The sequence below is a fragment of the Qipengyuania algicola genome (assembly GCF_042492175.1).
Classification (GTDB): Bacteria; Pseudomonadota; Alphaproteobacteria; order Sphingomonadales; family Sphingomonadaceae; genus CAJXSN01.
Window position 1 is genome coordinate 2,222,991 of sequence record NZ_CP170453.1, and the last position, 25,898, is coordinate 2,248,888.

A 25,898-nucleotide genomic window follows, 5' to 3' on the forward strand; every position below is an offset into this window, starting at 1 on the left:
TCCATATCAGGGACACGTAGAGTTTAAGCGAAAACGACAAACGAGAGGCTGCCCCACCATGATCCGTTCCACCCTTCTGGCGACATCGGCCAGCCTGCTTGCGCTCGGCGCGCCGATGGCCGCCGCATCCGCCCACGACCACTCGACAGCTGAGGAAACCACCACCACCATGACCGATATCGCCTATCCCGACACGCGCATGGGTGATGTCGTCGAAGAACAGTTCGGTGTGGCCGTGGCGGATCCCTATCGCTGGCTGGAAAACGATGTCCGCGTGGACGAGGAAGTGGCCGCATGGGTCGAAAGCCAGAATGCGACGACGGACGATTTTCTGGCGCAGGTGCCGGGGCGCGAGGCGCTGAAGGAGCGGATCACCGAGCTGACCGATTACGAACGCTTCGGCCTGCCGCAGGAAAAGGGCGGGCGCTATTTCTATACTCGCAATGACGGGTTGCAAAACCAGAGCGTGCTGTATGTCCGTGAAGGGCTGGACGGCGAACCGCGCCTGCTGATCGATCCCAATGAATGGTCCGATGACGATGCGACAGCACTGGGCGGGTGGGAGCCGAGCCCCGACGGCAGCAAGCTGCTCTACACCATTCAGGATGGCGGCAGCGACTGGCGCACGGTCAAGGTGATGGATGTCGCCACCGGCGAAACCGCTTCGGACGAAGTCGAATGGGTGAAATTCTCCGCCATCGAATGGGCCAAGGACGGCAGCGGCTATTATTACAGCCGCTTCCCCGCCACGGGCGAGGGCGAGACCTTTCAGGCGCTCAACACCAATCACACGGTCTATTTCCATACGCTGGGGACAGCGCAGGAGCAGGACAAGCTCGTCTACGAAACTCCGGACCAGCCGGAGCTCAACCACATCGCGCAGGTCAGCGATGATGGCGGCACTGTGATCGTCACCAGCTCCAGCGGCACCGACGACCGCTATGAAGTGACGCTGATCGACCGCGACACGGGCGACGCGCGCACGCTCGTTCCCGGTTTCGAGCATTCCTATTCCTATGTCGGCAATGTCGGCAGCACGTTCTTCTTCACCACCAATGATGGCGCTCCGCTGGAGAAGGTGGTGAAAACGGATATCTCTGCCGACACCCCCGAATGGACCACGGTGATCCCCGAGGCAGAAGAAACGCTGGGCGGCGTATCGCTGGTGGGCGGGAAGCTGGTCGCCAGCTACCTGCGCGATGCGAAGAGCCAGATCGACATTTTCGACCTCGACGGCCAGGTGGTGCGCGAGGTCGCATTGCCCGGTATCGGCAGCGCGGGCGGCTTTGGCGGCGATACGGACGCCTCCGAGACGTTTTACTACTTCACCAGCTACAACACCCCGGCGACGATCTATCGCTACGATATGGAAAGCGGGGAAAGCGCCGTCTGGGCCAAGCCCGAGATTGCTTTCGATCCCGACGCCTTCGTGGTCGAGCAGCAGTTCTACGAGAGCAAGGACGGCACGCGCGTGCCCATGTTCATCGTGCGCAGCAAGGAAGTCGCGATGAGCGGCGAGGCTGTGCCGACGCTGCTCTACGGCTATGGCGGGTTCAACATCTCGCTCACCCCCGGCTTCAGCGCCTCGCGCCTCGCATGGATGGAAGCGGGCGGGGCCTATGTGGTCGCCAACATCCGTGGTGGCGGAGAGTATGGCAAGGCATGGCACGATGGGGGCCGCCTTCAGAACAAGCAGAACACGTTCGACGATTTCATCGCGGCTGGCGAATATTTGATCGATCAGGGCATTACAATGGGAGGCGGCCTTGCCATCAATGGCGGCTCCAATGGCGGCCTTCTGGTGGGGGCTGTGGTCAATCAGCGGCCCGACCTGTTTGCCGCGGCGAGCCCTGCTGTGGGCGTGATGGACATGCTGCGCTTCGACCGGTTTACTGCCGGGCGGTATTGGGTCGATGACTATGGCTACCCGAACAAAGAAGCCGATTTCAAAGCCCAGCTGGCCTATTCGCCCTATCACAATGTTCGGGGCGGCGAGGATTACCCCGCCGTGCTGGTGACCACAGCCGACACCGACGACCGCGTGGTACCCGGGCACAGCTTCAAATATGCCGCTGCTTTGCAGGCCGCCGATCTGGGCGCGAAGCCGCAACTGATCCGGATCGAGACCCGTGCGGGCCATGGTTCGGGCAAGCCGACAGACAAGGCAATCGAGGAAGCAGCCGATGTTCTCGGCTTCCTTGGTTACTTTACCGGATTGAAATTCGAGGACTAATTTGCCTCGCAGGGTCCGTTCATAAAAGTATCCACTTGTATGAACGGACCCTGTCGAGCACCTTCAGGCTCACCTCATTCCGGCATCTCTATACCCATAATCAATCAAGGCACTTCCGCTTTGGTTGAATACGAGGAAGAAGAGATGAACACCGTTTCCAAAGCCCTGCTCGGTACCGTCGCCGCTGGTGCGATGGCGGTAACGTCTGCAACCCCTGCAGCTGCCCGCGATCGCCACAATGATGGCATTTCCGCTGGCGAAGTGATTGCAGGGGCTGTGATCCTCGGTGGGATTGCCGCCATCGCATCGTCGATCGGCAAGGATCGCAACCGTTACCGCGACGATTACCGCTACAATACCAGCTACCGTGATCAGTATTACCAGGCACGCGGCAATCCGCGCTCGGCGGTCGATATCTGCGTCAACGCCGTGCGCAGCGAGGCCGCGCGCTATGGCTTCAGGGGCGTCAATATCCCTGAAATTCGCGGGGTGAACGACACCCGCTATGGCTGGCGCGTGAAGGGCCGGGTCGCGGTCGATGAAGATCGCCGCAATGGCTACCGTGATCAACGCTACGGCTATCGCGATCAGCGCGGCTACAACCGGAATGTCCGGTACGACCGGAACAATTACGGCCGGTATGGCTATAATGCCAACTCCAAGGACTTCGGCAGCTTCACCTGCGATATCCAGCGGGGCCGGGTCGTCGATATCGATTTCGACGGCATCCGCGGCCTGAGATAGAACCCGCATGAAACCACCCGCCGGGCGGTTCAGCCTGATGACAGGCTGGACCGCCTAGCTCTGTATCCATTCGTTGCGGCTTTTTCGTATTTGCCCGCGACCCGATCCATCCGCCCGATTATTCAGGGGGCCAGACTATGACCATCCGCACTGCACTTGTCGCCAGCGCCGCGACGCTTTCGCTCGCCGCAACACCCGTTGTCGCCGCCGAGCTTCCCGTGACCACCCAGCGCAGCGATATTGCGCCTGTCACCGCCTATGACGCGGATGGCGAGAACGCCGAAAACCATCGTTACCGCGGCTATCGTGGTTATCGTGGATACCGCCACCGCAATCGGGTGGATGCAGGCGACGTGATCGCCGGTGTTGCCATTCTGGGCGGTATCGCCGCCATTGCCAGCGCGGCCAGCAAGAACCGCAACCGCGATCGCTACCGTGACCGCCGCTATCCCAGCTCCGCGCCAAACTATAACCGCAGCAGCGGCTTGGACCGCGCAGTCGATCAGTGCGTTCGCGAAGTGGAACGCAATGTCCGCATTGGCGACATCAACGGCGTGGACCGCACCGCATCCGGTTGGTTGGTCACCGGCTCGCTCTATAACGGGCAGGGCTTTTCCTGTCAGATCGGTTCGAATGGCCGGATCGAAGGGATCGAGTACGGCGCGTCCGCTGGCGGCTTCCAACCCTCGGCGACGACCGGGACCGACCGCCAGTGGGATGACAGCACCTATGCCCGCGCACGGACTGTGGCGGGGTATTCCCAACCCGATGTGCCGGGCGCGCAGCCTGCTTATGGGCAGACAACCTACGGGCAAGCCACTTATGGCCAGTCGGGCGGGCAGCCGTCCTACCAGCCAGCAGCGGATAGTCCGGCAGTGGATGTGAACGGCCCGCAGCCAGCCTATCCCGGCGGCCCGGTACCGGGTCAGCCGCAATATGGTGATGAGGACGGCTTTGGCGGTTAATCCGCCTTTGCCGGGGTCTCTTCCCGGAACTCTTTCGATGACGCAATCTGAGGGGCGGGGGCTTCGGCTTCCGCCCCTTCTGCGTCGGTAGCCGCCAGTCGCTCGTGATAGCTCGGTAATGACAGATTATACCGGATAGCCGCGCTGCGCAGGATCAGTCCGGCGGCGGTGGCGAGTGGCCAGACGACCTCGCGCGGGCCGCCTAGCGTCTCTCCGGCAACGCAGATCGTGGCCGACAGGGCGGCGGCGGTAACATAGAGTTCGGGCCGCATCAGGATGGAAGGACGGCCTGCAATCACATCGCGGATCACGCCGCCGACACAGCCGGTCACCACGCCCATCATCATCGCCGGCACGGGCGGTATTCCGTAAGTCAGCGCCTTCGCACTGCCGAGCACGGCATAGGCGGTGAGACCCAGACCATCCGAATAATCCAGCAGCTTCCCCTCCCACCAGCGGGTCGGGGTGAACCAGACGATCAGCGCGACCACAAGGCAGGTGGCGGCCACCCAGGCATCCTTGATCCAAAACACCGGCGCATCGATCAGCAAGTCGCGCACCGTCCCCCCGCCGACCCCGGTGACCAGCGCGAAGAAAACGACCGTCACGATGGTCTGGCGTTCCTTTGCCGCGATCAGCGCGCCGGACAGGGCGAACACCGCCACTCCGGCAATATCCAGCCAATCGAGCAGCGGAGTGAGAATGATTGTGGGGTCGGGGATCATGCGCGTTTCCTTGCCCGGCGGCGGCGGAACAGCAGGATGCAGCCGATGACCGAACCGATGGCCGCGAGGGCGGCAAACAGGATCAGGATCGGATGCGAGGTGTCCTCCCGCGTCTGCAGATCCATGATGTGCAGGCCCCACATGAAATCGAACACCCGCCAGAAACGCGTGCGCACAGCGGCAATCTCGCCGGTCTGCGCATGGACATAGACATTGGTGCCATCCGCCAGCGCTACCTGCCAAGAGGGCACAGCCCGCCTGAAATCAAAGGGTGCTTCGTCGGCCGCGAACTGCCTGATACTGACGGGGTCATCCCCGCCCACGATGCGTGCAGCAACCAGCGCGCGGACATAGGCCTCGTCTACCGGGGGCAGTGCGGGTCCATCGACAGCAGCAGAGCGGCGTTCGATCGATCCGTCTTCGCGGGTCAGCAGCCACACCGGCTGGCCATTTTGCATGATCGCCCGCATCTCGCTGTAGCGCTGACTGCCATCGAGCTGGAATGGAATCGGAGCGGGATTGCCGGTTAGCAGGGGTTCTGCCGCCAAGTCCTTCCTCAAGTGATTGCCGCGCACTTCGTCGATCGGGCGGGCGACCATGACAAGGCCGGTCACGGTCCACAGGACCAGCGGCACGCCGATCAGCCACCCCAGCCAGATATGCCAGCGGGCGAACCGCGCCATCCACAACTGCCGTGCCATCAATGCCCTCCTGCGCAGCGCGCCCTAACCGTGCAGCAGCGCCCCTATGGCCTCGGCCGCTGCGATGCAATCGAAGTCGCTCCAGCGCGGGCCGATCACCTGCATGCCGCAGGGCAGTCCGTCCGTAGCGCCCACCGGCAGGACCGTCGCGGGCAGATTAGGGAAGGTGGCGATCCCCGCCCATGCAAGGCCCTCCGCTGCATCGCGTTCCTGTCCGTTGATGGTGACTTTGCCCTGGAATACCTGCTCGTCGCGGTGCGGGAAGGCGAGGATATTGGCGGGCGGAGCAAGGACAAAGTCATAGGCTTCGAACAAACGTGCCCAGGCCAGTTCGCAGCGTGCCTGCGCATCGAGCAGATCGAACCAGTCGGTTGCGCTCGCCCGCGACCCGTCCGGCCCCGGAGCACCGCGCGCCATCGCGATATTGAGCATCTTGAGATAGGCTACCTGATCGCCCTCCAGATCGGGCATGTCGTCGGCTGCGGCGTCCACCGCTATTCCTGCGCTGCGAAGCGCCGCTGCCGCTGCCTCTATCGGCCCGCGCACCGCATCGTCGATCGGGCTGGGGGGATGATCGGCCAGCAGCAGGAAACGCATCTGGTCCAGCGGCTTGTCATGGCGGCGCAGGGGCAATGTGGCGGTCAATTCCAGCATCAGCGCCAGATCTTGCGGGTTACGGGCCAGCGGGCCGGCAATGCTCAGCACGCCGTCATGCATGTCTTTGCCTGCCGCCATCGGGTGATCATGGCCCTGCTTGGAGATCAGCCCCCAGCTTGTCTTGTGGCCCCATACCCCGTTGAAATGCGCGGGTACCCGCACCGATCCGCCGATATCCGTGCCATATTCCACCGGCACCATTCCGCTCGCCACCGCCGCGGCCGATCCGCCGGAGGAGCCACCTGCGCTGCGGCGCATGTCGTGCGGATTGTTGGTTCGCCCATAGACCGGGTTGAAGCTCTGCCAGTCGGCCAGATTGGGCGGGATATTCGTCTTGCCCAGCAGGATCGCGCCTGCCGCTTTCAACTGGCGGACGACGGTTGAGTCGGCTGTTGCGGTCTGATCTTCAAACTCTTTCAGGCCCCAGCATGATGGCAGGCCTTCGATGGCGAAGCTTTCCTTGATCGTCATCGGCACGCCGTAGAGCGGTTGGTGGGGCAGGGGGGCGGTGCCATCCATCGCCTTCGCCGTGGCGCGGGCCCGCTCGAAGTCGCGCACCACGACCGCATTGATCGAACCGTCCTGCGCCTCGATCCGACCGATGGCCGCTTCCACCGCCTCGCCGGGTGACAAAGCGCCCTCGCGGATCTGCGCAGCCAGCTCCAGCGCGCCCGGTTCCTCGGTCAGTGTCGGATAGGCCATGTTTCTCTCCCCTTGTGCAGGCAGAGTGCCACGGACCTACTTCGCAAACAATGCGTTAGGGTCCGCCATCGCTTTGATCTCCAGCGCATTGCCGCTGGGGTCGCGGAAGAACATGGTCGCCTGCTCCCCCGCCTCCCCGGCAAAGCGCACAGTCGGCTTCATGACAAACTCCGTGCCCGCAGCGGTCAGCCGATCCGCCAGCGCGCGCCATTCTTCCATGCCCAGAATCAGTCCGAAATGCGGGACCGGTACATCGTGGCCGTCCACGGCATTGGTGGCCGCATCGCCCCCACCGGGTGAGAGATGGGCGACGATCTGGTGGCCGTGAAAGTCGAAGTCGATCCACTCGTCTGACGACCGCCCCTCCGGGCAGCCCAGCAGATCGCCGTAAAAGCGGCGCGCAGCCGCCAGATCATGCACCGGGAAGGCGAGGTGGAAGGGAGGCATGGTCATGTGTCGGTCCTTTGCGCGGGGCCATGCTGGGCCAGCCCGAGGGCCAGTCCGTAGCCCAGAATCGGTGCCGCGCCATAGCCGATCAGCACGCTGGGATAATGCGACATGATCGACATGATCCCGAACCCGAACAGCGATCCGGCAAGGGCATAGCGCGCACGGGCTTCGAACGGAGCGGCGTGCAGCATCGCCATCAGACCGCCTGCGAGCGCCAGCAGGAGCGCGATCCCGCCTATGGGAGAGACCGCCACCGTGTCCGCAAAGACCCGCTCCACGAACGGCTGGGGCGGCAATTCTCCCTGAACCGCCATGATCAACGCCGCGAAAAAGCCGACAATGGCGACCATCCCATCGCGCCAGTCGCGCGATTGGTCATGCAGGCCGACTGCAGCGAAAACGATGGCGAAGCCAAAGGCGGCGTCGGGTTGGGCCATCGCCGCCAGAAGCGCGGTCAGCAGGATGGGCGGGGCAAAATCCAGGTCCCGCGCGGCAAGCACGGCGATGGCTGGGAACAGCATGGACCCGGCGTGGAGGGTAAAGCCACCCAGCGGTATCCAACGCGCAATGCTATCAACGGACGGGCCATCAACGAACGGGCTATTGACGAACGGACCGGTGAACAGCGGCACAAAACACAGCGCCAAGAGCGCCACGACCAATATCCTGCGCCCCCGATCCGACCCAGGGGCCCGCCCGAACACAATCCATAGCGCGGCAATCAAAAACGCGGCGGCGTTAATGATGACATATGGGGCCGGTGCACCGGCCAAGGTCAGATAGATCAGGCCCGCAAAAACCGGCAGAGCCAGCGCAAGCAGGGCAGGCAGCCGCTGCTTGGGTGTGGGCAGCTCGTTCAAAGCAGCGCGTCCTCGCTGGCGTAATCGAACATATCCCACGGGTAAGCGGCAAGCTGCGGGAAAGCGTGTTCCCACCCCTTCACTGGCACGGTGCGGAGCCAATCGACTGCCGGACCCGCGCTCTCGTGATAGAGTTTGGCCCCGGCGAATCCCGCGCGTATGGCCTTTTCTGCCGAGACTACGAACGGAGCCGGAATCGACCAAGGCGTCCGGCCGACCTGATGCGCGGGGTAGTTGTCCATCCCGACCAGCTCGGTGCTGGCTTCGATGCGTGCCATGACCATCTCGCCGATGTCGCGCACGCTGGGCGCAACGGTATCGGAGAGGTTGTAAACGCCGCCCAGCGCATGGGCGGCAGCGTGCACCGCGAAAGCCCCGATTGTTGCGGCAGCGGTCGTCTGGAAACGGCTCTCCCCGTTCAGCGCTAGCGGAATGCGCAGGCGTCCGTCGAGTAGGCGTTTGACGAACCACCATTCACGCGGATGGCGGCTGTGAGGGCCGTGGATCGCGCAGGGCCGCACTATAGTCGCGCGTTCCGAAAAGTTCCGGATAGCCTGTTGCTCCATGCGGATCTTGCGGGTGGAATAGGTCTCCGGTCCCGGCGCAACCGTGGCCTGCTCTTCGTCCATCCCGACAGGCAAATCCGGGAAGCCATTCTGCGCCGCTTCGTCGAGCGTTCGCCCGTTCGCGTCACGGTACACAGAGGCCGAAGAGACGACGATCAATCGGCCGACTTTCGCCGGATCGTAGCGCGCGGCGTCGTCGGCATCGAAGGCTAGCGTATCGACCACGCAATCGGCAGCGGGCGCCGACATTTCGCCGAGCTGGTAGGGCTCGAACGACAGCGCACCCTTCAACCAGCGCGGGCGGGTTCGCGCGTAGACGATGACTTGCCAACCGGCGGTGGCGAAGGCGGTTGCGGCAGCAAAGCCGATCTGCCCCGCACCAATTATCGCCGCGCTGCCTGTCATTGCTATCAGATATGGATCGGCTTGCCCTGAACGGCCATCGCAGCCTCTTTAACCGCTTCCGCGTGGGTCGGGTGGGCGTGGCAGGTGTAGGCGATGTCCTCGCTTGTCGCGCCGAATTCCATCGCTATGGCCGCCTCTGCGATCATCGTGCCGGCAAGGCTGGCGACGATGTGCACGCCCAGCACGCGGTCGGTTTCCGCATCCGCGATGACTTTCACGAAGCCGTCGGTGTCGCGGTTGGCCTTGGCGCGGCTGTTGGCCATCATCGGGAACTTGCCGACCTTAATGGTGTGGCCCGCTTCCTTCGCCTCTTCCTCGGTCATGCCGACATCGGCGAATTCGGGCATGGTGTAGACCACGCCGGGGATCAGCGCGTGGTTCACGATGCCGGTCTGTCCGGCGATGTTTTCCGCCACGGCGATGCCCTCATCTTCCGCCTTGTGCGCGAGCATCGGGCCGGGGATCACGTCGCCGATCGCCCAGACGCCGTCGACCTTCGTGCGGAAATCGTGGTCGGTCTCGATCTGGCCGCGCTGGTTCAGTTCCAGTCCGATGGCATCGAGACCCAGCTTGTCAGTGTTCGGACGCCGCCCGATCGACACCAGCACGTGGCTCGCCTCGATGGTTTCCGCGTCCCCGCCTGCGGCTGGTTCAACCGTCACATGGACCTTCTTGCCCTTGACCGTGGCGCCGGTGACCTTGCTCTTCAGCTTTAGATCCATGCCCTGTTTCTTGAAGATCTTGCCCGCTTCTTTGCGCATGTCCTTGTCCATGCCGGGCAGCAGCATGTCGAGATATTCGATCACGGTGACCTTCGCGCCCAGACGCCGCCAAACAGAGCCCAGCTCCAGCCCGATCACGCCGCCGCCGATCACCACCAGATGCTCGGGCACTTCGCCGATTTCGAGCGCGCCGGTGCTGTCCACGATCCGCCCCTTGGCGTTGTCGACCTCGACGCCGGGGAGGGGCGTGACGCTGGAGCCGGTAGCGATGACGATGTCTTTGGCGGTGACCTTCTCGCCATTGATCTCTGCGGTGTGCGCATCGACGAAGGTCGCATGGCCCTTCTTCCAGTCGACCTTGTTCTTCTTGAACAGGAACTCGATCCCGCCGGTAAGCTCGCCCACGGCCTTGGTTTTCTCCGCCATCATCGCGGATATGTCGAGCTCGACGGAGGTTTTCATGCCCCATTTGGCCATGTGGCCGCCCTCGGCCTCCTCGAACAGCTCGCTGGCATGGAGCAGCGCCTTGGACGGGATGCACCCGACATTCAGGCAAGTCCCGCCCAGCGCATCGCGGCTTTCCGCGCAGGCCGTCTTCAGGCCCAGCTGCGCGGCACGGATCGCAGCAACATAGCCGCCCGGGCCAGCGCCGATAACAAGGACGTCGTAATCGTAATTCTGGTCAGCCATTTTCAACTCCGTGGCGCGCGTGCTTCGACAGGCTCAGCACGAACGGACTGGGTATATCAGTCAATGCCCCGTTCGTCCTGAGCCTGTCGAAGGACGCGCGCGGGGTTTGCAATTACAAATCGATCAGCATCCGGGTGGGATCCTCGATCGCTTCCTTAATGATCTTGAGCGCCGTCACGGCTTCGCGCCCGTCGATCAGGCGATGATCGTAGCTGAGCGCCAGATACATCATCGGACGGATCACGATCTCGCCGTTCACGACAACCGGGCGGTCCTCGATCCGGTGCAAGCCCAGCACGGCGCTTTGCGGCGGGTTGATGATCGGGGTGCTCATCAGCGAGCCGAACACGCCGCCATTCGAAATGGTGAAGGTGCCGCCCTTCATGTCGTCCATCGTCAGCGTGCCTTCGCGGGCGCGGCTGCCGAAATCGGCGATGTCTTTCTCGATTCTTGCAAAGCCCTTGGCCTGCGCATCGCGGATCACCGGCACGACCAGGCCGTTGGGCGCGCTGACCGCGACCGAGATGTCGACATAGTCGTGATAAACGATCTCGTCCCCGTCGATATAGGCGTTGGCAGCGGGCACGTCCTTCAGCGCCAGACAGGCAGCCTTGGCGAAGAAGCCCATGAAGCCGAGCTTGATATCGTGCTTTTTGGCAAACAGCTCTTTGTACTTGCTGCGTGCCTCCATCACCGCGCTCATGTCGCAATCGTTGAAGGTGGTAAGCAGAGCGGCATTGTCCTGCGCGCCCTTCAGACGCTTGGCGATGGTCTGGCGCATGCGGGTCATCTTGACCCGTTCTTCGCGGCGCTCGCCGGTCGTCGCGGCAGCGGGCGCTGGGGCCGGAGCAGAAGCGGGGGCAGGATCACCCTTGGCTTTGGCTGCCGCGATCACGTCTTCCTTCGTCAGGCGGCCATCTTTGCCGGTGCCCTTGATGGTGGACGGGTCGACGCCGTGTTCCAGCACCGCGCGGCGCACCGCCGGGCTGAGCGTCTGCGAGGCATCGGAGGCGGCCGAAGCGGTCTCACTGGCGCTGCGCTCTTCCTTGCCTTCCTGTGCAGCTTCTTCCTTCCGGCCCGCTTCTTCGCCGGTGGCGGCGCCGGTCGCGCCTTCCTCCACCGTGGCGATGACCGCGCCGACTTCGACCGTGTCGCCCACCTCGGCGGACAGCGACTGAATCACGCCAGCAACGGGGGAGGGGACCTCGACCGCGACCTTGTCGGTCTCGAGACTGACAATCGGCTCGTCCACGGCGACCGCATCGCCGACAGACTTCAGCCATTCGCCGATCGTGCCCTCGGTAACGGATTCGCCGAGCTGGGGAACTTGGATTTCAGTAGCCATTTCTTACCCTTGTTTCTTCGTGCCATCGCCCAGACCAAGGGCGTCAGCGACGAGTGCATCCTGCTGCTGTTTGTGCCGCGCGGCGTAGCCAGTGGCCGGCGATGCGGCTTCGTCGCGGCCGGCATAGACCGGGCGCATGCCGTCATGGCCCGCCTCGTTCAGAGCCGCTTCGATCTTGCCGTCGGTGAAGAACCATGCGCCATTGTTGCGCGGCTCTTCCTGACACCAGACCACGGTTTCGAGGTTTGTCATCCGCTTCAGCCGGACAGCCAGAGGCTCGCCGGGGAAGGGATAGAGCTGCTCGATGCGAACGATGGAGACATCGTCCAGACCTTCCTCGTCGCGCTTCTCGATCAGATCGTAGGCGACCTTCCCGCTGCACAGCACCAGCCGCTTGATCTTCTCGTCGGCGATTTCGGTGGTGTCGGACTTGATCCGCATGAAGTGATGGTCGCCCATGAACTCCTCCGCCGTGCTCTTCGCCATCGGATGGCGGAGCAGCGACTTGGGCGTCATGATGACCATCGGCTTGCGGAACGGGCGCAGCATTTGGCGGCGAAGCACGTGGAAGTAATTCGCCGGGGTGGTGATGTTGCACACCTGGATATTGTCGTTCGCGCACAATTGCAGGAAACGCTCGAGCCGGGCGGAGCTGTGTTCCGGCCCCTGACCTTCATATCCATGCGGAAGAAGCATGACCAAGCCATTGGCCCGCAACCATTTTGCTTCACCGCTGGCGATGAACTGGTCGATCATGATCTGCGCGCCATTGGCGAAATCGCCGAATTGCGCTTCCCACATCACCAGCGTCTTGGGTTCTGCCATGGCGAAGCCGTATTCAAAGCCGAGCACGCCATATTCGGACAGCGTGCTGTCATAGACCTCGAACTTGCCATGCGGCAGCGTGGTGAGCGGGATGTATTTGCGCTCGTCCTTCTGATCGACCCACACGGCGTGGCGCTGGCTGAAGGTGCCGCGGCCGCTGTCCTGCCCGGACAGGCGCACGCCGAAGCCCTCGGTGACAAGGCTGCCGAACGCCAATGCTTCCGCCGTTGCCCAGTCGAATCCTTCGCCGCTGTCGAACCATTCCTTCTTCGCCTTGAGCACGCGGCCCAGCGTTTTGTGGATGGTCAAATCATCGGGCACTTCGGTCAGTGTCTTGCCGAGGCTGTCGAACAGCTTCTTCTCGATTGCCGTGTCGACATTGCGCCGCGCGGTTTCGGCATCGGCGGGTTTGTTGAGGCCCGCCCAGCGACCGCCGAACCAGTCGGCTTCATTGGGCTTGTAGCTCTTGGCCGCCTGAAAATCCTCTTCCAGCTGGGCGACGAATTCCTCGCGCATTTGCGGGGCAGTGCCTTTTTCCAGCACGCCTTCCTCGATCAGGCGGTCGGCATAGATCACGCTGACTTTGGGGTGCGAGCGGATCGCGTCATACATCAGCGGCTGGGTGAATTTGGGCTCGTCGCCTTCATTGTGGCCGAAGCGGCGATAGCACCACATGTCGATCACAATGTCGCGGCCGAATTTCTGGCGGTATTCGACGGCCAGCTTGCATGCAAAGGTCACGGCTTCCGGACTGTCGCCGTTGACGTGCAGGATCGGCGCCTGAACGCCCTTTGCAACATCGCTGGGATAGGGCGACGAGCGCGCGAATTTAGGTGAAGTGGTAAAGCCGATCTGATTGTTGATGATGAAGTGGATGCAGCCGCCGGTGTTGTAGCCCGGCACGCCCGACAGGCTCAGGCTTTCCCACACCACGCCTTGGCCTGCGAAAGCCGCATCGCCGTGGATCAGCACGGGCAGCACCTGCTGGTGCTCGGCCAGATCGTCGCGGATGGCCTGCTGCGCGCGTGTCTTGCCCAATACGACAGGGTCCACCGCTTCCAGATGGCTGGGGTTGGGGACGAGGCTCATATGCACTTCGATCCCGTCGAATTCGCGGTCGGTGCTGGTGCCGAGGTGATATTTGACATCGCCCGAACCGCCGACATCATCGGGATTGGCGCTGCCCCCGCGGAACTCGTGGAAGATGACCTTGTACGGTTTGGCCATCACGTTGGAGAGAACGTTCAGGCGGCCCCGGTGGGCCATGCCGTAGATGATCTCGCGCACGCCCTGCGCGCCGCCATATTTGATCACCGCTTCGAGCGCAGGGATCATCGATTCCCCGCCATCGAGGCCGAAGCGCTTGGTCCCGACATATTTCTTGCCGAGAAATTCCTCGAACTGTTCGCCGCGGATCACCGCGCCCAGAATGGCCTTCTTGCCTTCGGGGGTGAACTGGATTGTGTCTTCGGGCGTTTCGAACTTGTCCTGCAGGAAGCGGCGTTCCTCGGTGTCCGCGATGTGCATGTATTCGAGGCCGACTTCGCCGCAATAGGTCGCTCGCAGCGCGGCATAAAGCTCGCGCACGGTGACCCATTCGTAGCCGAACACGCCGCCGACATAGACTTCCTTGTCTTCCTGACCCGCAAAGCCGTGCCATTCAAGCTGCAGGTCTTCAGGCTCTTCCATATTGGAAAGGCCCAGCGGATCGAGATCGGCCGCCATGTGCCCGCGCACACGGTAGAGCCGCACCAGCAGCATGGCGCGAATGGAATCGCCCGCCGCTTCCTCCACAGCGCCCGCATCCATCGCTTTGCCCGCCTTCTGGGCAGCGGCGGCGACGGCCTGCTTCATCTGCGTGGGATCGAGCGCCTGCGTCAGGTCGGCATCGGCATCCACCGCCTCCTCCAGCCAGCGCGGATTAGCCCAGCTGGGGCCGGGCTGCGGCCCTTCCTGATCGCCCATTTCGGGAAGGAAGTCGTGTGTTTCGTTACCCATAGGGCGCTCCGGGGAGGAGGTGGAGGGGAAGTTACGCAAGCTCTTTCAGCATAGCGTCCAAAGTGGTGCCAAGTTCCGAAGGCGAGGGCGAAACACGGATGCCCGCATCTTCCATCGCCGCGATCTTGTCGTCCGCGCCGCCTTTGCCGCCCGAAACGATGGCGCCCGCATGGCCCATGCGGCGGCCCGGAGGCGCCGTGCGGCCTGCGATGAAGCCGACGGTCGGCTTGCTGCGGCCCTTGGCGGCTTCCTGCTTCAGGAATTCGGCGGCCTCTTCCTCAGCCGAGCCACCGATTTCGCCGATCATGATGATCGACTTGGTTTCTTCGTCGTCGAGGAACAGGTCGAGCACGTCGATGAAGTTCGTGCCGTTCACCGGATCGCCGCCGATGCCGACAGCGGTGGTCTGGCCAAGGCCAACCATGGTGGTCTGGTGCACGGCCTCGTAAGTGAGCGTGCCCGAACGCGAGACGACGCCGACGCTGCCCTTCTTGAAGATGGAGCCGGGCATAATGCCGATTTTGCATTCTTCCGGAGTCAGAACGCCGGGGCAGTTGGGGCCGATCAAGCGCGATTTGGAGCCGGTGAGGGCAGCCTTGGCGCGGACCATATCGAGCACGGGAATGCCCTCGGTGATGGCAATGATCAATTCGATCTCGGCATCGATAGCCTCGCAGATCGCATCAGCGGCAAACGGCGGCGGCACGTAGATGCACGAGGCTGTCGCGCCGGTTGCGGCCTTCGCTTCGGACACAGTGTTGAACTGCGGTACACCAACATGCTCGGTGCCGCCTTTACCGGGCGTAACACCAGCCACCATTTGCGAGCCATAGGCAATCGCCTGCTCGGTGTGGAATGTGCCGGTGTTGCCGGTCATCCCTTGGGTGATGACCTTGGTGTCTTTGTTTACGAGGATGGACATTCAAATGCCTTTCGATCTGGTGTGGACGCGCCACATCGTGATTGAGAATGCGATTGTGGGCAGGAGTGCAAGCAATGATCCGATCGCGAGCAAAGAAACGAAAGCAGCGCCGTCTCTTACTGCAAAGTGAGGTCGAGCCGATAGGGCAAACAGATAGACGGTCAGAATCAGCCAGCAAATCGATGCGAATGCTCCCGAATATGCAGCACTGAGGGTTCTCCCTTTCCAAAACAGAAATGCGGGCATCAACAGCCACGCGCCAATGATGAGCACAACTAAAGGCCAGACTTCGGCAAGGAGTGGGAGGTAAACCAAGGTTAAGCCAGCGAGCTATCCAGCCCCTTGCACGCCTCGAGCAATTCCTCGACCGCGTCGGTGCTGACCTTGAGGTTGGCTTTCTCTTCGTCGGTCAGTTCGATCTCGACCACGTCTTCGGTGCCGCCAGCGCCGATCACAGTCGGAACGCCGACATACATGCCGTCAACGCCGTACTTGCCTTCGACATAGGAGGCGGAAGGCAGGATGCGCTTCTGGTCGCCCAGATAGGCCTCGGCCATGCTGATCGCGCTGGTGGCGGGGGCGTAATAGGCTGAACCGTTGCCGAGCAGTTTCACAATCTCGCCGCCGCCTGCGCGGGTGCGCGCGACGATTTCGTCGAGGCGGTCTTCCGATACGCCCTTGATCTTGGCCATGTCCTTCACCGGAATGCCATTGATCGTGGAGTAGCTGAGGACGGGGACCATCGTGTCGCCGTGGCCGCCCAGAACGAATGCGTTTACGTCCTTCACGCTGCAATCGAACTCCCACGCGAGGAAGGTTGCAAAGCGCGCGCTGTCCAGCACGCCTGCCATGCCGACCACCTTGTTGTGCGGCAAGCCGGAGAATTCACGCAGTGCCCAGACCATCGCGTCAAGCGGGTTGGTGATGCAGATCACGAATGCGTCGGGCGCGTTGTTCTTGATGCCTTCGCCGACGGCCTTCATCACTTTCAGGTTGATGCCCAGCAGATCGTCGCGGCTCATACCCGGCTTGCGCGGCACACCGGCGGTCACGATGATGACATCGGCACCAGCGATATCTGCATAATCGTTCGATCCGGTGATCTTGGCATCGAAGCCTTCGATCGGGCCGCACTGCGACAGGTCCAGCGCCTTGCCCTGCGGCATACCCTCGGCGATGTCGAACAGGACGATGTCGCCCATTTCCTTCTTCGCGGCGAGATGGGCGAGCGTGCCGCCAATCATACCGGAGCCGATGAGCGCGATCTTCTTGCGTCCTGCGTGGTGAGCCATAAGGGGAATTCGTCCTTCCAACAGCGCGGGACGACCATACGGGCGCGGTGCACGATGGGTGCCGCCCAAACAGCCAGAGGCGCGCCTATTCGTCCCGCGAGGGAGCGCGCCCGGCAAACTCGGGCTCCGGACTAGGCCTGCAAAACACTGATTGCAACCGCCAAACCGTTAGGGGCGGGCACTATCTTTGCAAGTAGTTCGCAATTGCAATAAGAGGAGTCGGCAGTCAGTCGCCGCCGCTATCCGCGCCGCGGTCAACCCGCCTCGCGCAGGCCCGTAGTGCCGGAGTTTTCGTCGCGTTCCTGGGCGAGTAACATTGCCGCCAGATAATCTGGCACGGCGCGGCTGAAATAATAGCCCTGGCCCAGCGTACAGCCCGCATCGCGCACGGCGTTCACCTGCTCGACCTCTTCCAGTCCCTCGGCAACAATATCCATGTCCAGCTGCGAGCCAAGCTCGGCCACGGCGCGGATGATTGCTTCGGTCTTCTTGCCGACATCGGGGCCGGAGACGAAGCTGCGGTCCACCTTGATCTTCGAGAACGGATATTTGTTGATATAAGCGAGCGAGGAATAGCCGGTGCCGAAATCGTCCATAGCGAAGCGGACGCCTTTCGCGGCAAGATCGGTGATGAACCGGTCGGTGCCTTCGCTGTCCTCGACAAACAGACTTTCGGTGACTTCCAGCTCCAGCCGGTGAGGTGCCAGACCAGCATCCCGCAGCGCTGCCTCGATCCCCAGTGCTGCACCGGGCGCCTTGATCTGGAGGGGCGAAAGATTGACGGCAACCGATACCTCGTCAGGCCACGCAGCGCAGGCCTTGGCCGCCTGTGCGGTGATCCAGTTGCCCAGCGTGACGATAACGCCGGTTTCTTCGGCGACCGGAATGAACTGGTCGGGGCGAAGCTCGCCCTTTACCGGGTGGAACCAGCGAACCAGTGCCTCGAATGTGCGGATCCTGCCGGTCTGCAAATCGACGATCGGCTGGAAGAATATGGAGAGCTCGTCGCGCTGGATCGCGAGGCGCAGTTCGGCCTCGATCTCGCGGCGATGGGCCAGATCGCGGGTCATCACGCCATCGAAGAAACGGCTGCAACCGCGCCCCTCCATCTTGGCATGATACAGCGCGAGATCGGCGGCCTGCAGAAGCGAGTCCGCGTCTCTTCCGTCGTCCGGCATCAGCGCAATCCCGATGGATGTGCCAACCTCCAGTCGTTCGCCGTCGATCTTCATCGGGCGGTGCAATTCTTCGATGATACGGCCGGCGAGCGCTTCGGACTCGGCGCGGCTATCTACCTCGCAGAAGACGACAAATTCGTCGCCGCCAAAACGCGCGACAATGCCATTTTCGGGAATGATCTTGCGCAAACGATTGGCGGTTTCGGCCAGCACCCGGTCACCGGTCTGGTGGCCCAGCAGGTCGTTCACTTCCTTGAACCGGTCGAGATCGAGCCAGAACAGCGCCACTTGCTGCTCGTCCGATACGCGCATCATGGCTTGCACCAGCTCGTGATTGAGACCGGCCCGATTGGCCAGACCCGTCACTACGTCTGTCCGCGCGAGATGCTCCATCTTCGCCGCCAGCCGAGCGCTGGTATCCGCGCTGGAAATCGATTGGTGCAATGTCTTGAATACGTTGCTGGTGATGGACGCCATCGCCAGCATGACCAGCGGGATGCTGCCCGCCAGTACCAGAAACGGGAGCGAGCCTTCGATCAGCGATCCGATGGCGACGGGTAAGAAAACCAGTGCCATCTGGCCCATCGCGATAAACGGTCGGCCTGCATTGCGTGCGCAAATCCCGACGCCGTAACACAGCGCGTGGGTGCACAGCAGAACCTCTACCGGTGCGCCTGCGTGAATGACGATCGACATGGCCGCGAAGAATCCGAACACGGCGGCATAGGCGAAGGCCCCCAATTCGTAGATCAGTTCCAGAGCCGATGTGGAGCGTTGCTCGTCATCAGGTGATAGCGAGAATGCCAGCCCGGTTCGCACCAAAGCTATCAAGGAAAGCAGGACGGCGACGACGGTAAAGGCAAAATCCTGCACGACATAGGCAGCGACCATGCTGACCACGATGCCGTTGAATGCGCCCACTGCAAGGCTGGTCGGCTGCGTATAGAGCGACCGCACCAGTGTGCGTTTGACGCGCTCGCTGACAGCGTCGCCGCCAAGGCTGCGTCCCACCGCTTTGCGCATCTGCTTAAATTGACGTGCGATCCACATTCAGCCCGCTTACGGGGAATGCGTCATTTTTTGGTTAACGCGCCTATAATGGTTGCGCTTCGGGGCTGCCGAAAAGCGCTGTCGATGCGCGTCAGGCGCAGTGATCCAGACGGCGCTGGCGTGCCTCGAGCTGCTCCGCAAGCGTGCGATCGAGCGCGCGGCAGATGGCGTGCCACTTGGCGAATTCTTCGCGGTCGCGATTGATCAGCGCCAGTTCGGCCTTGCTGTAGGCGTGGCGCCCCGCTCCCAGACCGTGCGCGCCCAGATGCTCCAGCGTGCGGCGCAGCAGCACATCGCTGTCGATGCTCGGCAGATCGCTGTTGTCGTTGGCTGCCCGCCCACGGGCACGACGGGCCAGAGCGCGAGCCACCGGAGACCATGTCGTACGGCGGGCGGCTGCGAAGTGGATCGACATGGGGTTTCCTTCGGATATTGCACGCACGGAGCAAGTCCGGTGCGTTGACTGGGGTTGCAGCCTTGATAGGGCGCGGGGCCTAAGCCATTGCTTCTGCTTACGGTTTCGCGGCTGTTAAGGTTTTGCTTTTTTGCGTCGTCTGCCCGTGGCTTATCGGCTTTGACCTACTGAGCGGTGTCTTTCCATTGCCCGGCATTGGCATATTCGGGCCGGACACTGCCTGCAACGGGCAGCTTTTCGCCAGTAAACTGCGCGTCGCCGCCTGAGGCTTCGACCTCTGCGGTGTAGACCGGAGCGGGTGCACTCCGACCGGCTTCGGCTGCGGCCTTGGCGCGGGCTTCTTCATATGCGCGGGCCAGAGCAACCGGATCGGCGCCGTCTGCGCTGTCCTTATCCGCTGCAATGCCATTGGCCGGAATCGGTGTCAGGCTGCGCCGCGTGGGTGAGGGGATGCGTTCGCCGCCAATATACGCCGCACGGAAGGCGCCTGGCTTACCCGCGCTGCCTTTCCAGCGATAGAACCGGTGCGCGCCGATGGTGCCGATATGGTCGAGGCTGCTGGCCCAATAGGGATTGATCCAGATCGTGTGATAATGCGTGGCGTAGCCGACCGGTGCGTAAACTTCGCCCGACAGGGCGGCGGCGGCGACACTGCGCGCTCTGGCCCAGCCACCGGCCGAGGGCTTGCGCCGCATGCTGCCATCGCAGGTAAAGCTGAACTGGCAGCCGGTGCGACGCTCGCTGCCCTGATAGACCACGCCGCAGACATTGCGCGGATAGGTCGGGTGCATAACGCGGTTAAGCACCACCTGCGCGACGGCTTTCTGCCCGCCAACGCTTTCGCTGGCGGCTTCGTAATAGATCGCCTGCGTCAGGCATTGCAACGCGCGGGCGCGGTCCATGCCGGTGCCGCTGTTGCGAAACGCACGGGCGGATGGCCCCGCAGCTTGGATTTCCACCGCCTGGGACGGATCGCCACTGATGACTTCCAGCGGATTGAACACCTGCGTGCCGTCTTCCAGCGTGCCGCCGGCGATTGTTGCGGACGCGAAACCGGCCCCAGCGCTGGTGTCCAGCGCGGCATTGACCGGCGCGGCCATGTTCGGCGTATCGTCGAGATAGTAGAAAGCCGAGCCGGGGAAGCTGCCGCCCGCCTGCTCGAATGGCATCGGCGTCACCGCTTCAGGCTGTGTCTCCTGCTCCACCGACTGGAAGCTGCGCCATTCGGTCGGCGCGGCAAAGGCGGGCACGCCGATGGCCGCAGCAAGGATCAGTGTCGCCTTCATCCGTGGCCCGATACGGCGCGCGGGTCCACGCCGGGAAGGGCGGGGCGCATCGAGGGTGGGGCGGGAAAGGGTCAAGAATTCGGGGTCCGGCCTTCGTGTTGGAATTTGCCGGACCTAGCCGGTGCAGCCCTCGCGGGCGAGCGCGGTGTGATGGGGCGTCCTATGGCGGCACAGGCTGAACCACGCGCTTAACATTTGGGGTAACCAGCGGGTTAACCGTGTTCTGCGACTTACGCTAAAACGGCGCATTTGTGCGGGTTATACGGTTGCGCAGCGCCATGGGCGCGGGTAAGGGCGCAGGTCTGTCACGGGTGCCTGTTAGCGCAGGCCTAAGAGGGAACGGGATGCAAAGTCCCGGCTGCCCCCGCAACTGTGACCGGGGAGCAATCCCGCCATGCGCCACTGGATGTTACCATCCGGGAAGGCGGCGGGAAAGCACTGATCCGGGAGCCAGGAGACCTGCCTGCGACAGCTGCTTGAGCCGCGGGCGGGGTGCACCGATGGCAACGGAGGAAGGGCGCGCCGCCAATGGCGTGCCTTCCGTCACGAGCGGCGCAAGCTGGTGACTAAGAACTATGCGTAAATATCTGTTTTTGTTGACTAGCGTGGCGATAGCTGCGCCTGTTGCGGCGCAAGATGCGCCGCTGACCGAGGAAGAACGCTACGAGCAGGAGTGTCAGCTCTACGACTGCAATGCCGAGCCGCGAAGAGAGTTGGCAGGCATCGAGCCGGTGAGGGTGGTGGATCTTCCACGAAGGCTCATCACTGTCACCGCCACCGGGACTCCGATCGAGGTCGAGGATACCGGCCAGGCCGTGACCATCATCGCTCGCGCCGAGATCGAGGCGGTGCAGGGCGCGGACATTGCCCGCATTCTACGCCGCGCTCCGGGCGTTACGCTCAGCCGCAATGGCGGGCCGGGCAGCTTTACCGGTGCGCGCATCCGCGGCGCGCAGGCGGAGCAGACGCTGGTTCTGGTCGATGGCGTGCGGGTCGGCGATCCGGCGGCGCCCTCGGGCGGGTTCGATTTCGGCACGCTGCTGCCGGGCACCATTGCCGAGATTGATCTGCTGCGCGGCTCCAACTCCACCATCTGGGGCAGCGAGGCGATTGGCGGGGTAATGGCGATCCGGACCCGCGCCGAGACCGGGCTCACCGGCAGCGCCGAATATGGCAGCCGCGACAGCTTTACCGGTACGCTGGCCGGCGGTGTGGAGGGCGACGCGGGCTTTATCGGGCTGGCCGGCGGCTACTTCACCACTGACGGTTTCTCCGCTGCCGAAGCCGGCACCGAGGCCGACGGGTTCGAACAGTTCGCGCTGTCCGCGCGCGGTACAGCTTTCCTCTCCAATAGCATTGAAGCCTTCGCCAGCGCGCGCTACGCCGAGGGCGATCTCGATATTGACGGCTTCCCTGCACCCGCCTTCACTCTGAACGATACGGATGAGTTTCAGGAGACGCGGCAATACAGCGCTTCGCTCGGCCTTTCCCGCGACACCGGGCCGCTTTACGTGCAGGCGCGCTATTCCTTCGCCGATACGGAGCGGAGCAATTTCAACCCGGCCTTCGGCACAGCGCCCGGTTTCACCAGCGATGGCCATTCCGACCGCGTCGATCTGCGCGGGGAGTGGCGGCCTATCGGGCCGGTTCTGCTGGCCTTTGGCGGGGAAGCGGAATGGACGTCGCTGGAAACCAATTTCACCGCCCGCCAGACCACCCGGATCGCCGGTGCCTATGCGCAGGCGGGCATCGAATTCGGCGCTGTTTCAGGCCATCTCGGCGTCCGTCATGACGATCATGCGCGCTTTGGCGGAGCGACCAGCTTTGGTGCGGATATCAGCTATGAGCTGGCCGATGATCTGCGTCTGCGCGCCAGCGTGGGCGAGGGTTTCAAGGCTCCGACCCTGTTCCAGCTGTTCTCCGATTTTGGCAATGAGACCCTGCGACCAGAAAAGAGTACTGGTTTCGATCTTGGCCTTGCCTGGAAAGACCGCAGCCAGCCCTTCCATGCCGGGATCACCGCCTTCCGCCGCGATAGCGAGGACCTGATCGATTTCGTCTCCTGCTTCGGCGTGACGGGCGGCATTTGCGTCGGTCGACCCTTTGGTACCTATGACAATGTCGAGCGCGCCCGCTCGCAAGGGGTCGAGGTGGAGGCGGGCGCAGCGCTCGGACCGGCGCGTGTCCGGCTCGCCTATGCCTACGTCGACAGCGAAGACCGCACGGCAGGCAGCGCGACACAGGGCAATGCGCTGGCACGCCGTCCGAGGCATGCTGCAACGCTGAGCGGGGACTGGCCGCTGGCCGAAACCGGGCGCCTTACGCCGACGCTGGGCTTCGATGTCCGCTATGTGTCGGACAGTTTCGACGATGCCTTCAACACCGTGCCACTCGACGATTACCTGCTGCTCGATCTGCGGGCCGAGCTGGCGCTGAACGATCTGGGCGGGGAGAAGCCGCTCGTGCTCTTCGGGCGGATCGAGAATGTGACCGGCCAAGATTACCAGACCGCTGCCGGATATGCCCAGCCGGGAACCGGCGTGTTTGGCGGAGTGAGGTTCGGGTTCTGAGCGAGATCACTCTTCTGTCATTCCTGCGGACGCGGGACCCTAGGGTGGCACGCTGTGTCATGTGTCTCTGGGTCCCCGCTTTCGCGGGGATGACGGTGGGGTGTAGTTCGGGGGACGATGGTCCGATGGCATCGGACGCTCCCACCGTCGTCAGCCTCAACCCGTGCACCGACGCCATTCTGGCCGAGATCGCGCCTGCCAATCTGCTCGCTATCTCGCATTATAGCCACGACCCGCGCTCCAGCTCGATGGATTTGCAGACCGCCCGCCGCTTTCCCGCAACCGGCGGTACGGTGGAGGAAGTGCTGGCGCTCAACCCCGATGTGGTGGTTGGGTCCACCTTCATGGCACCTGCCACCAGAGCGGCGTTCGATGATCTGGATATTCGCGTTGAGCCCGTCGGCATCGCAGCCAGCCTTGAGGACTCGGTTGCGCAGGTTCGCCAACTGGCCGACATCACCGAAGCACGGGCGCAAGGCGAGGCGCTGGTCCAGCGGATGCAGAGAGCGTGGTCTGATGCTGCCGGCGCTGGCGAACCGGTCCAGACCGTGCTGTGGCAACCGGGCGGTATCGTGCCGGGCGATGGGGCGCTGGTGAGCCGGATGATGGAGCAGGCGGGCCTCGCCAGCCACTCGGCGGCGCGGGGTCTTCAGCAGGCCGATTACCTGCCGCTGGAGGCGATGCTGGCCGATCCGCCGGAACTATTGCTGGTCGCCGGGCGGGAGCGTTCGCAGCAGCATCCGGCGATTGCAGCCATAAACGATATGCGCACCGAAGCCTTCGATGCGTCGCTGCTTTATTGCGGCGGTCCCACGATCATTCGCGCGATGGAGCGATTGGGCGAAGTGCGGGCAGAGATCGCAACCCCTCCTGCAAGCGGTAGGGGAGCCCAATGACCCGCGCCTCGCTCATCCTCGCCGCCCTGCTGGCAATCGCGTTCCCGCTCTCCATGCTGGCGGGGCGCGTTTGGATTGATCCCGCCACCACGCCCAATGCAGCGATCATCCTTGCCGAACTGCGCCTACCGCGCGGCCTGCTGGCGATGACCATCGGCGCTGGGTTGGGTGCGGCGGGGGCGGCGATGCAGGGATATTTGCGCAATCCGCTGGCCGATCCCGGCCTGTTCGGCATTGCCCCGGGCGCGGCGCTCGGCGCGGTCGCGAGTTTCTGGCTGGGCTATCAGGCCAGCTGGTGGGCGCTGCCCTCCATGGCGCTGGCCGGGGCGGGGAGCGCGATGGCGCTGCTGGCGCTGATTGCGGGGCGCACGGGCGGGATCGCGCTGTTCACGCTCGCCGGCCTGATGATCGCCAGCCTTGCCGGTGCGCTGACCTCGCTTGCCATCAGCCTTGCCCCAAATGCCTTCGCCATGAGTGAGATCGTCACCTGGCTGATGGGCGCGCTGACCGATCGCAGCTGGAGCGATGTTTACCTCGCCGCGCCTTTGACGCTTGCCGGAATTGTCATTCTTGCACTGGCGGGCCGCGATCTCGATGCGCTGACGCTGGGCGATGCAGCGGCCCGTTCGCTGGGCGTCGATACGCAGCGGCTGCTGTGGTGGCTGATCGCAGGGATCGGGCTGACGGTTGGCAGCGGCGTGGCGGTGGCGGGGATTATCGGCTTTGTCGGCCTGATCGTGCCGCATCTGGTGCGCCCGCTCACCGACCGGCGGCCGTCCTCACTCCTGCTGCCCAGCGCATTGGCCGGGGCACTGCTGGTGCTGGTGGCGGACAGCGTGGTGCGCGTTCTGCCTCTGGTAACAGAACTGCGGTTGGGCATTGCGCTCAGCCTGATCGGCGCGCCGTTTTTCCTCTGGCTGCTGCTGCGAATGCGGCGCGGGGAGCTGATCGGATGAAGCGGCAACTGTCAGCCGGGAATGCGGTTCTGGGCCAGCGTTTGCAGGATGTCTCCGCCACGCTGGAATCAGGCCAGCTTACCGCCATTTGCGGCCCCAACGGTGCGGGAAAATCGACGCTGCTCTCCGCGCTCGCAGGCCTTGAGGCTCTCGATAGCGGGCAGGTGCTTCTGGATGGTCGGCTTCTCGCTGAATTGCCACCTAAAGAGCGCGCGCAGCGGCTCGGCTACCTGCCTCAATCGGGCGAAACCGCATGGGACATCGCGGTGCGCAGCGTCGTTGCTTTGGGCCGTCTGCCGCATGGCGGATTGGGCGATGATACGGTGGACGCGGCGTTGGGCGAATTGTCGCTGGAGACGCTGGCCGACCGCCCGATCTCGACCCTTTCAGGCGGCGAGAAGGCGCGCGCATTGCTGGCCCGCGTGTTTGCCGGAGAGCCGGAATGGATTCTCGCGGACGAGCCTTTGGCCGCACTCGATCTGGCGCATCAATTGGCGCTTATCGCCAGCCTGAAAGCGCGCGCTGCAGGGGGCGCGGGCGTGGTGATCGTGCTGCACGATCTGGCGCTGGCGATGAACCACGCCGACCGCGTGGTTGTGCTGGATCGGGGCAGGGTGGCCGCTGATGGAGCGCCGGAAGAGGCGCTTTCTGCCCGCATTCTGAATGATGTCTGGGGTGTGCAGGGCCGCTGGATCGGTGAAGAAGGCGCACGGGCACTGGTGGTCGACCCGGTCGTTTAGGCGCT

General features: G+C 63.4%; 21 protein-coding genes and 1 riboswitch. Of the genes, 7 read left to right on the forward strand and 14 right to left on the reverse strand.

The features are described 5' to 3' along the window. Positions 1-58 precede the first annotated feature (58 nt). The 3 genes from ACFCW2_RS10595 to ACFCW2_RS10605 all read left to right on the forward strand — a co-directional run bounded on the left by ACFCW2_RS10595 (position 59) and on the right by ACFCW2_RS10605 (position 3,942). Complete coding sequence (locus tag ACFCW2_RS10595; RefSeq protein WP_379546255.1) at positions 59-2,233, forward strand: prolyl oligopeptidase family serine peptidase; 2,175 nt, start codon at positions 59-61, stop codon at positions 2,231-2,233. Positions 2,234-2,353: 120 nt separating this feature from the next. After that, positions 2,354-2,977 (forward strand): hypothetical protein, encoded by a 624-nt coding sequence (locus ACFCW2_RS10600; protein WP_379546256.1) that lies wholly within the window; start codon positions 2,354-2,356, stop codon positions 2,975-2,977. Positions 2,978-3,114: 137 nt separating this feature from the next. Then, positions 3,115-3,942 carry a hypothetical protein gene (locus tag ACFCW2_RS10605; RefSeq protein WP_379546257.1) on the forward strand — a complete coding sequence of 276 codons (828 nt, stop codon included), beginning with the start codon at positions 3,115-3,117 and terminating at the stop codon, positions 3,940-3,942. Here the strand turns inward: ACFCW2_RS10605 and ACFCW2_RS10610 are convergent. From ACFCW2_RS10610 to ACFCW2_RS10675, 14 genes are all read right to left on the reverse strand, one after another. Then, complete coding sequence (locus tag ACFCW2_RS10610) at positions 3,939-4,667, reverse strand: trimeric intracellular cation channel family protein (RefSeq protein WP_379546258.1); 729 nt, start codon at positions 4,665-4,667, stop codon at positions 3,939-3,941. The genes ACFCW2_RS10605 and ACFCW2_RS10610 overlap by 4 nt on opposite strands. Beyond that, entirely contained in the window at positions 4,664-5,368 is a 705-nt protein-coding gene (locus ACFCW2_RS10615) for a PepSY domain-containing protein (RefSeq protein WP_379546259.1), read from the reverse strand. Before ACFCW2_RS10615 ends, ACFCW2_RS10610 begins: the two co-directional genes overlap by 4 nt. Before the next feature lie 24 nt (positions 5,369-5,392). Then, positions 5,393-6,727, reverse strand: coding sequence for an amidase family protein (locus tag ACFCW2_RS10620; protein WP_379546260.1), 1,335 nt, complete (start codon positions 6,725-6,727; stop codon positions 5,393-5,395). 36 nt (positions 6,728-6,763) lie between these two features. Further along, positions 6,764-7,180 carry a VOC family protein gene (locus tag ACFCW2_RS10625; RefSeq protein ID WP_379546261.1) on the reverse strand — a complete coding sequence of 139 codons (417 nt, stop codon included), beginning with the start codon at positions 7,178-7,180 and terminating at the stop codon, positions 6,764-6,766. Further along, positions 7,177-8,037, reverse strand: a complete 861-nt coding sequence (locus ACFCW2_RS10630; RefSeq protein ID WP_379546262.1) for a hypothetical protein — start codon at positions 8,035-8,037, stop codon at positions 7,177-7,179. Before ACFCW2_RS10630 ends, ACFCW2_RS10625 begins: the two co-directional genes overlap by 4 nt. Then, on the reverse strand, positions 8,034-9,008 hold the full coding sequence (locus ACFCW2_RS10635) for a hypothetical protein (protein ID WP_379546263.1): 975 nt from the start codon (positions 9,006-9,008) through the stop codon (positions 8,034-8,036). The genes ACFCW2_RS10630 and ACFCW2_RS10635 overlap by 4 nt, the downstream gene beginning before the upstream one ends. A 5-nt stretch (positions 9,009-9,013) precedes the next feature. Then, positions 9,014-10,420: a dihydrolipoyl dehydrogenase gene (gene lpdA / locus ACFCW2_RS10640; RefSeq protein WP_379546264.1), complete on the reverse strand. Its 1,407-nt coding sequence runs from the start codon at positions 10,418-10,420 to the stop codon at positions 9,014-9,016. Between the two features lie 112 nt (positions 10,421-10,532). Then, a complete protein-coding gene (gene odhB, locus ACFCW2_RS10645; protein WP_379546265.1) occupies positions 10,533-11,765 on the reverse strand; it encodes a 2-oxoglutarate dehydrogenase complex dihydrolipoyllysine-residue succinyltransferase in 1,233 nt (410 codons plus the stop codon). Positions 11,766-11,768: 3 nt separating this feature from the next. Continuing rightward, positions 11,769-14,588 (reverse strand): 2-oxoglutarate dehydrogenase E1 component, encoded by a 2,820-nt coding sequence (locus ACFCW2_RS10650; RefSeq protein WP_379546266.1) that lies wholly within the window; start codon positions 14,586-14,588, stop codon positions 11,769-11,771. Positions 14,589-14,619: 31 nt separating this feature from the next. Then, positions 14,620-15,510, reverse strand: coding sequence for a succinate--CoA ligase subunit alpha (gene sucD / locus ACFCW2_RS10655; RefSeq protein WP_379546267.1), 891 nt, complete (start codon positions 15,508-15,510; stop codon positions 14,620-14,622). A 317-nt stretch (positions 15,511-15,827) separates the two neighbouring features. Then, on the reverse strand, positions 15,828-16,802 hold the full coding sequence (gene mdh / locus ACFCW2_RS10660) for a malate dehydrogenase (protein ID WP_379546269.1): 975 nt from the start codon (positions 16,800-16,802) through the stop codon (positions 15,828-15,830). 254 nt (positions 16,803-17,056) lie between these two features. Further along, on the reverse strand, positions 17,057-19,030 hold the full coding sequence (locus ACFCW2_RS10665) for a putative bifunctional diguanylate cyclase/phosphodiesterase (protein ID WP_379546270.1): 1,974 nt from the start codon (positions 19,028-19,030) through the stop codon (positions 17,057-17,059). 91 nt (positions 19,031-19,121) lie between these two features. Further along, positions 19,122-19,445 carry a hypothetical protein gene (locus ACFCW2_RS10670; protein ID WP_379546272.1) on the reverse strand — a complete coding sequence of 108 codons (324 nt, stop codon included), beginning with the start codon at positions 19,443-19,445 and terminating at the stop codon, positions 19,122-19,124. Between the two features lie 164 nt (positions 19,446-19,609). Beyond that, positions 19,610-20,731, reverse strand: a complete 1,122-nt coding sequence (locus ACFCW2_RS10675) for a cell wall hydrolase (RefSeq protein ID WP_379546274.1) — start codon at positions 20,729-20,731, stop codon at positions 19,610-19,612. 292 nt (positions 20,732-21,023) lie between these two features. Continuing rightward, positions 21,024-21,212, forward strand: a riboswitch (cobalamin riboswitch). A gap of 94 nt (positions 21,213-21,306) precedes the next feature. Here ACFCW2_RS10675 and ACFCW2_RS10680 point away from each other — a divergent pair. The 4 genes from ACFCW2_RS10680 (at position 21,307) to ACFCW2_RS10695 (ending at position 25,893) form a co-directional block, all read left to right on the forward strand. Further along, positions 21,307-23,301 (forward strand): TonB-dependent receptor plug domain-containing protein, encoded by a 1,995-nt coding sequence (locus ACFCW2_RS10680; protein ID WP_379546275.1) that lies wholly within the window; start codon positions 21,307-21,309, stop codon positions 23,299-23,301. Between the two features lie 125 nt (positions 23,302-23,426). Then, positions 23,427-24,197 carry an ABC transporter substrate-binding protein gene (locus ACFCW2_RS10685; RefSeq protein WP_379546276.1) on the forward strand — a complete coding sequence of 257 codons (771 nt, stop codon included), beginning with the start codon at positions 23,427-23,429 and terminating at the stop codon, positions 24,195-24,197. Continuing rightward, positions 24,194-25,153 carry a FecCD family ABC transporter permease gene (locus ACFCW2_RS10690; protein WP_379546278.1) on the forward strand — a complete coding sequence of 320 codons (960 nt, stop codon included), beginning with the start codon at positions 24,194-24,196 and terminating at the stop codon, positions 25,151-25,153. The genes ACFCW2_RS10685 and ACFCW2_RS10690 overlap by 4 nt, the downstream gene beginning before the upstream one ends. Further along, positions 25,150-25,893, forward strand: coding sequence for an ABC transporter ATP-binding protein (locus ACFCW2_RS10695; protein ID WP_379546279.1), 744 nt, complete (start codon positions 25,150-25,152; stop codon positions 25,891-25,893). The genes ACFCW2_RS10690 and ACFCW2_RS10695 overlap by 4 nt, the downstream gene beginning before the upstream one ends. Positions 25,894-25,898: the final 5 nt, after the last annotated feature.